Raw genomic sequence first — 7,580 nt, 5'->3', positions numbered from 1 at the left:
GTATACCATAGTTTCCTATCTTCAGTATGTTTGCGATTGTAGTTTTCTTATTTTTTAATACCCTCAAAGCCTCTTTGAACAGCCTCATAGTAATTTTTCTTCTATAACTGAATGTGCGCCATTTCATCTATCGGTAGTAAAACGTTTCCCAAATAGTGCCCCAGATTGTCATATAAATAGAGATAAGAAGAATTGTGAGGTTTCGCAAAGAAAAACCAGATTATAATTGCCGACAATATGGTTTCTATACAACAGACCAATTGGTTCTAAAAGATTGCTTCCTTCGCCAAGTAGATTTAATGATTAATTTTGATTTTATCTATGACTTGGTAGAAGATACCTATCGTCCAACTACTGGTCGTCCTAATCTCAATTCTATCCTGTTAGTTAAAATTCCTTTGATTCAATGTTTTTGTAGTATCCGTTTCATGCGCCCAATCATTAAAGAGATGGAAGTGAATCTAGCTTATCGTTGGTTTCTTGATTTTACTTTGGATGATAAGGTTCCTCATTTTATCACATACGGAAAGAATGACGGCCGTTGCTTTCGTGATAAAAAACTAATTTCTGAGGTTTTCTCACGGCTTCTCAACCAAGCTTTATGCGCTGGTTTAATTGAACCTATCGAACTACGACCCGCGAAGGTTATCGAAAGTATAAGAGTAATCCCAAAGTATGTGTCGCCTGTCCCTTATTATCTATTTGTACAAAAAGTCAAAACAAGCAAAATGTAATAACGAGGCATGTCGGGAAAGATGATCTTGAGTGTCGTGAAGCGATTCGGCATCAAAGAGGTATGAAAGAGTTCTATAGAAAACACAAAGCAACCATTGAGCGAATCTTTGGGACTGCGAAGGAATACCATAAATTAAGATACACTAGAGAGAAAGGGAAGTCCAAAATGGAGGATAAGGTTGGGCTTACTTTGGCGTGTTTAAATATCAAAAAATTGATGAAGTGGATAGCGAATATCCTTTTTTATTTTTCTCTAATTTAGATTTTTGGAGAGATTAGTGATGAAGAAAATATTTTCGAAAAGATAAAAAGACAAACGCCAAAAATGACGTTTGTCTATGTTATGAGAAGACCAAATGGTCTTCTCAACGGGGGAACTGAAATAATGGGAAAGAATCAACCAAAGATTGTTATTAGTCTTTAAAATTCTTTTGGAAGATGAGGAGAGACAAGATAGAAGTAATGGCTGCCAAGAAGAGGAAGGCATTCGTTTCTTGTTCCCCGGTTGCAGGGAGTTCTCTTTCCTTATCTTCTTTGATTGTAGCTGTAACAGGAGCTTTTTCATCTTTTGATGGTGAATTGTCTGTTACGGCTGGAGCAGTTTTTTCAGTCTCTCTTGGTAGAACATACTCAGGAAGAGTCACAACTGGTGGTGCCTCTGTTCCAACTGAGCTTTGTTTGCTACCTACCTCAATCACTCGATCTTGAGCTGGAGTTGCTTCTGTTTGGAGAACCTTGCGATTGTCACCGTCCACTTCAACATACTCGACTAAGAGACCGTCTTTTCCTTCTGATAGAACTTGCTCTTTTCCTTTGTCTAATTGTGGGTGTTCGCGACGGATAGTCTTGAACGGTACTGTCTTATTGACGATTTCCAAACTTGGAAGTGTAAAGACAAGGTCCTTGAGCCCTTCCTCAGGACTTGAAGAAGTAATTGGTTTCTCAGGCACAGCTGGTTTCTCAGGTTGAGCTGGTTTCTCAGGTTGAGCTGGTTTCTCAGGTTGAGCTGGTTTCTCAAGCTCAGCTGGTTTCTCGGGTTCAGCCGGTTTCTCGGGTTCAGCCGGTTTTTCAGGCACAGCTGGTTTTTCCGGATGAGCAGGATTTTCCGGATGAGCAGGATTTTCCGGATGAGCAGGATTTTCAGGCACAGCTGGTTTTTCAGGCACAGCTGGTTTCTCAGGCACAGCTGGTTTCTCAGGTTGAGCTGGTTTCTCAGGTTGAGCTGGTTTCTCAGGTTGAGTTGGTTTTTCCGGTTCAGCCGGTTTTTCCGGTTCAGCTGGCTTTTCCGGTTGAACTGGTTTTTCAGGCTCAGCAGGCTTTTCCGGTTGAACTGGAGTTTCCGGTTGAACTGGTTTTTCAGGCTCAGCAGGTTTCTCAGGTTGCGCTGGAGTTTCCGGTTGCGCCGGTTTCTCAGGTTGAGTCGGATTTTCAGGCTGAGCAGGTTTTTCCGGTTGAGCAGGATTTTCCGGTTGAGCAGGATTTTCCGGTTGAGCTGGCTTCTCAGGCTCAGCAGGTTTCTCAGGTTGCGCTGGAGTTTCCGGTTGAGTCGGTTTCTCAGGTTGCGCCGGTTTTTCCGGTTGCGCCGGTTTTTCCGGTTGCGCCGGTTTTTCCGGTTGCGCCGGTTTTTCCGGTTGCGCCGGTTTTTCCGGTTGCGCCGGTTTTTCCGGTTGCGCCGGTTTCTCTGGTTGAGTCGGATTTTCAGGCTGAGCTGGCTTTTCAGGCTCGGCAGGTTGTTCCGGTTGCGCTGGAGTTTCCGGTTGAGTTGGTTTTTCAGGCTGAACTGGTTTTTCAGGTTCAGCAGGTTTCTCAGGCTGAGCCGCTTCGAGTTTGTTGATTTGTTCGAGAGCGGTTTCTAGTGCTTGATTGACTGCTTCCTGAGTTTTAGCTTCTTGGATGGCAGCAATGGCTTGGTCAGCAATTTCTAATAATTTCTTCTTAGCTTCCTTGTTGGATCCAAGCTCAGCGACTTTTTTCTCGATAGCTTTTGTCAAGCTGTCCATAGCCTTATCATACTCAATTTCCGGTTGTTTTGGTTCAGCTGGTTTCTCAGGCTGGTCAGGTTTCTCAGGTTCTTCTGGCTGTTCCGGTTGCTCTGGACTAGGTTCCTCTTGGCCTCTTTGATAGTTCTCATCCTTAGATAGGATATCTTGTAGGGCACTGACTGTCAACATGACATCCTGAACATCCACTGCATCAGCACTGAGTTGGTTTCTCAATTTTTCTAGATTTGCTTGGAAAGCTTGGCGTGCAGTAGCCGTATTTTTCAAGCCTGCTGGATCAAAGTTGGACAGATCATCTTTCCATTTAGAGATAGACTGGATGATATCTGCTTTGCTGTAGAGTTCACTGCCTTCGCCACGAGTGATGAATTGGTCCACTTGAATACCGATATTTTGAGACAAATCGTTTCGATCAGGATCGAGTTGAAGGGTGACTGCATGCAAGTTTTCGTCCAGACCTTTTAGGCTAACCAGAGTTTGATTGCCTTGGCGTTGGGCTGCACGACCGCTAAAGTATTTCTTGCCATCAATAGTTGAAGCATTTCCCATGCCATCTTGGTAAGGAACTTCTTTGCCATCTAGAAAGACTTTGTAGATACCATGATTTGGATCAACATAGCCCTTGATATCAAGTCCAGTACCGTAGAAGTAAGCTGTGACAGTTGTCTTTTTCTTTTGCTCGTCAGTTAAGCGGCCAAAGGAAGCCCAAGACTCCGTTTTTTGGTACTTGTCTGCCGAATTGGTTTCATGGTGCCAGCCAGGACTATAATCCAACTGACTAGCTTGGTCATCATAACTTGTTTGGCCCTTGATCAGCAATTCAGCTTTCATCACTTGGATGGTTGCATCTGTAGCGAAACCGAGCAGGGCACCATCAGTGACAGAAGTGAGCTTGGCTTTGAAGTCAAAGACAGAGTCGGCTTGTTCTGTAAAGTCAATCGTTGGGATGGTAACAGTCTTTTCTGTTTCTCCGTCTTTAAAGGTCACATCTTGAGTTGTATCTTGGTAAACTTTACCGTGAACCCCAGTTCCAGGTTCTGTGATGAAGCGCACAGTAGCAGCCCCCTTGCTTCCACCAACACGTTTAATCTTAACAGTGACTGGTTTTCCTTTTTCGACTTCGTAGTTAGTAGACTCGAGTTCAAACATCCCTTTACTATCATTGTTTAGGGTGTAGATTCCTTCTGTAGCAATTGGTTCGCCTGTTTTGTTCACGAGGGTAATAGTGTGTTGGCCTGGTGCTAAATCGCCTGTCTCAAAGACTTTTTGGCTGCGTTTACGACTAGCATTCTTAGTTTGCACATCTGCAACCTTTTGACCATCAACGTAGACGGACATTTCTCCGTGACCTGGATCGACCGTAGAGACGACATAGGCCTTGGTTCCTGTGAAGGTATAGCTTACTTTGGCATCTTTTTGATTGGTCCACATAGAAGTGCCACGAACACCTTCAGATTCATTGTACCAAGTTGTTCCAGCTGTATCTGCCGTTGTGTTTGAGTGGTATTCCAGTCCAAGAGGGTAGCCATCTGTCTTTTCAATGCTGCTTGGTGTCTTGTAGACTGAGAAGTTGGTTAAGATTGGGGTTGCTTGAGCACCGGTGATGGTTACACGGATTTTTTGTGCTTCTACAGGTTTGCCTTGAACCAAGCGACGGTAACCAACGGTCGAACCTTCGCCGTAAGTCACCCAGCGTCCGTTGATTTCGACTTCAATCTTGAAACCAGAGATACGTTGACCTTTGGCGATGTCTTCCTTGAGTTCAACGACGTCAAAGCGTCTCTTTTGCCCCAAATCGACTGTAAAGCTACCGGTTGTGGCATCATTTGAGAGCGCCCAGCTGGTGTCATCTTTACCGTCTGTGAGGTGGCTTTCTTTGTAAAGGTGGTTTTGACGAGTCGAACTTGCTGTTACAGTGGCACCTTTGGCAAAGTCAGTCGCATACATTTGGTCTAGGGTTGCTTTGAATTCCTTCAAGCGAGCCACATCTGCATCGGCGAATTTTCCTTCTTTATTTGGTGGAATATTGAGAAGGAGTGGCGTTCCACGACCAACAGACTTGAAGTAGATATCCATCAACTCTTTGAGTGATTTCGGCTGTTGATTGTCGTGGTAGAACCAGCCTGAACGGATCGAAACATCAGCTTCCCCTACAGAGTACATATCACCATCAGGGTCACCATGGTTGAGGTATTCGTTTTTCACATCGTCTGTGATGTTGGCCCTTTTGACTTTATGCCATACAGGGTCACCTGCGATCCCCCGTTCATTTCCGATCCAGCGAACACTTGTCGGCTGAGCAGAGAAAATGGCAATATCTCCTTCAGCTTCTTTGATGTATTTGAACCATTCATCAAAGGTATAGGTCACTTTTTGGGCACCGCTACCACGCGCACCATCCATCCAAACCTCGATAAATTTCCCTTTATTACCGTATTTCGGATTACCAAGGATTTCTTTCAGTTGGTTGAGATAGTATTGGTTGTATTCTTTTTCGGTTGCAACATGGTATTTAGGATGGTTGGCATCCCATGGTGATAGGTAAACACCCATGTTCATATCATACTTGCTAGCAGACTTGGAAACTTCTTCGAGAAGGTCACCCTTTCCATCTTTCCATGGGCTAGCAGCTACGGTATGGTTGGTGTACTTAGATGGGTAAGCAACGAATCCGTCGTGGTGTTTAACAACCATAATGGTTCGTTTGAAGCCCGTTTCCTTCAGAGTACGGATCCATTGGTCTGTATCCAAGTTGGTTGGATTGAAGTGTCGAGGGTCTTCTTTCCCATTTCCCCATTCAGAATTGGTATAAGTGTTCATTCCGTAGTGGATGAAGGCTGCCAATTCTTCCTTGTGGTAATCGAGTTGGGCCTTGCTTGGAAGAGGTCCATGATTACCAATCTCAGTTTCCTTATCTTCTGGATGAGAGACTGGTGGAGTCGGTGTAGTTGGATTAGCTGTATCAGCGACTGGCTCGTATTCAAAGACGACCTCATTAACCCCTTTTTGCTGGATCCTTGCTTCCAAGCTAGTTTTTACTGGACGGTAGCCAGCAATGTCTTTTGCATGGAAAGTGTTGACAAAGGAAACGTCGTACTCTTGACCGTCATTGTTATCAACTGTTGCTTCCGCTAGTTCAGTAGCGGTTCCTTTTTGACGGTAGTAAACTTTGAAGGTGCCTTTGTTGACTTTATAGACTACCTTGATGACACGGGTTCCAGGAGCTGTTTTGCTAACGACATTGTGGTTCCACTCGTCTTTTAGTTGCTTCTGAATCTCGACCCCATCAATGGAAACAATCTGGTATTTCTCTAGGTTTTGCTTGTAGAATTCGGTTGGAGTGATTGCTTTCTTGAAATCATAGTCAAAGCCAGTTCCCACTTCTGTTTTGTCTAAGAAAGTATCATTTTCTTTGACTGGATTGCCTGCTTCATCCACGTGCTGGATAACCACACGTCCGTAATCAATTCCCTTGACCAGAGTAGCGACACCGCTCTCATCAAAGGAGTACTGATTTTCTCCGATGACAGCTGTCTTATTTCTAAGCATTTCACCTTCGGGTGTAAAGTAATAACGTTTGCCATTATCCCCTTGATACCAGCCCTTGACACCATATTTGTCAATGATATCTTTGACCCATTTGAGTTGTTCAGGAGAGAGGACAAGTCCACCACCAAAGCGGTCTTTCTCAGGCACACCGTTGTCAACCGTTCCGTGTTGGTGTACGCCGATGACTTTTCCATCACCATTGATAATTCCGCCACCAGACAAACCAGATACAGAAGTTGTTTGGTAAGTGATGCCAGTAGCTCCCTTGTCATCATAAGGATCGACGGATTTTACCTTGCCGTCAGCCTTATAGAGTTGGCCAGCTACGATAGGCTGTTTGAGTTCTTTCGAACTAGAGTCAGTTGGATAACCAATCGTGCTGACAGGGTCTCCTGCTTTGTAAGTCTTATGCTCAGCGAGTGGTACAAAAGTTGCTGCTTTATTTGGGCTTGCAATTTGTATAGGGACAGGTGCTACAACTGCTGCTAAATCATTTTGATATCCCTTGCTAAATTCTTCTTTGTTCCAGAAGTGGATATCTTTCTCTTGAAAGAGTGTGGTATTTCCTGAATTTGGTTGAGAATTTTTAACGGGAGCGTTGGAGCCTAGATTGTAATAGAAACGCGCAGAGTCTCCACCACGAACATGACCCTCTTTGTCTAAAAAGTTGTGCGCAACTGTCAAGAAGACGTTAGGAGATACGAAAATACCAGACCCAGAAACAATGTATCGTTGAGCCCCACCATTATAAATGCTGTAGACCATAGTAGCAGCAGTAGCAGGTTGTCCTTCGTAGTTGATATGTTTGAGGTCTTGTCCACCGTTAATAATGGCACGGTTTCCTTTCTCAGCTTCCTTTGGAGCTTCTTCCATATCCTTTAGAATGCTCTTAGTTTCTACTTTTGGACTAGCTTTTTGATCAACGATAGTAGTCGTATCGAGTTCTTTGACAGGTGTGTCCGGATAGGCACGGTCCGGAATGTCTTCAGGGAGCAAGTCAGCACTGTTGGTATCGGCAGCAGGTGTTTCTTGTTTTTCAGCTTCTACACGACCTTCTTTTTTGACTGGTTCAGCCTTGGTCTCTTCTATATCTGCGACTTGTTTCATTTGCTGATCTAAATTGGATGTCGTGGCAGGAGACGTTTCGTCTGCACGCACGGTTCCAGAAGCAAAAAATGCCAGTCCCACGATAACAGATGCCACACCTACAGTCAACTTCCGAATGCTAAATGTTTGCCCTTTTTCAAAAAGGTATCGATTCATAATATACTCCTAGTTTTTAGAAAGGCAGTCAGC

1 protein-coding gene and 1 pseudogene are annotated in these 7,580 nt (G+C 44.2%); one reads left to right on the top strand and one right to left on the bottom strand.

Annotated elements, in window-relative coordinates:
• Positions 1-194 precede the first annotated feature (194 nt).
• Positions 195-997: pseudogene (locus tag HMPREF9965_RS05320) on the top strand (transposase).
• 151 nt (positions 998-1,148) lie between these two features.
• Here the strand turns inward: HMPREF9965_RS05320 and HMPREF9965_RS05310 are convergent.
• Complete coding sequence (locus HMPREF9965_RS05310) at positions 1,149-7,547, bottom strand: alpha-L-fucosidase (protein ID WP_001083113.1); 6,399 nt, start codon at positions 7,545-7,547, stop codon at positions 1,149-1,151.
• Positions 7,548-7,580: the final 33 nt, after the last annotated feature.

The sequence above is a fragment of the Streptococcus mitis bv. 2 str. SK95 genome (genome assembly GCF_000222705.1).
Taxonomy (GTDB): domain Bacteria; phylum Bacillota; class Bacilli; order Lactobacillales; family Streptococcaceae; genus Streptococcus; species Streptococcus mitis_AY.
Note: the sequence above shows the minus strand (reverse complement) of the source record. Positions and strands in the feature narration are given on the sequence as shown.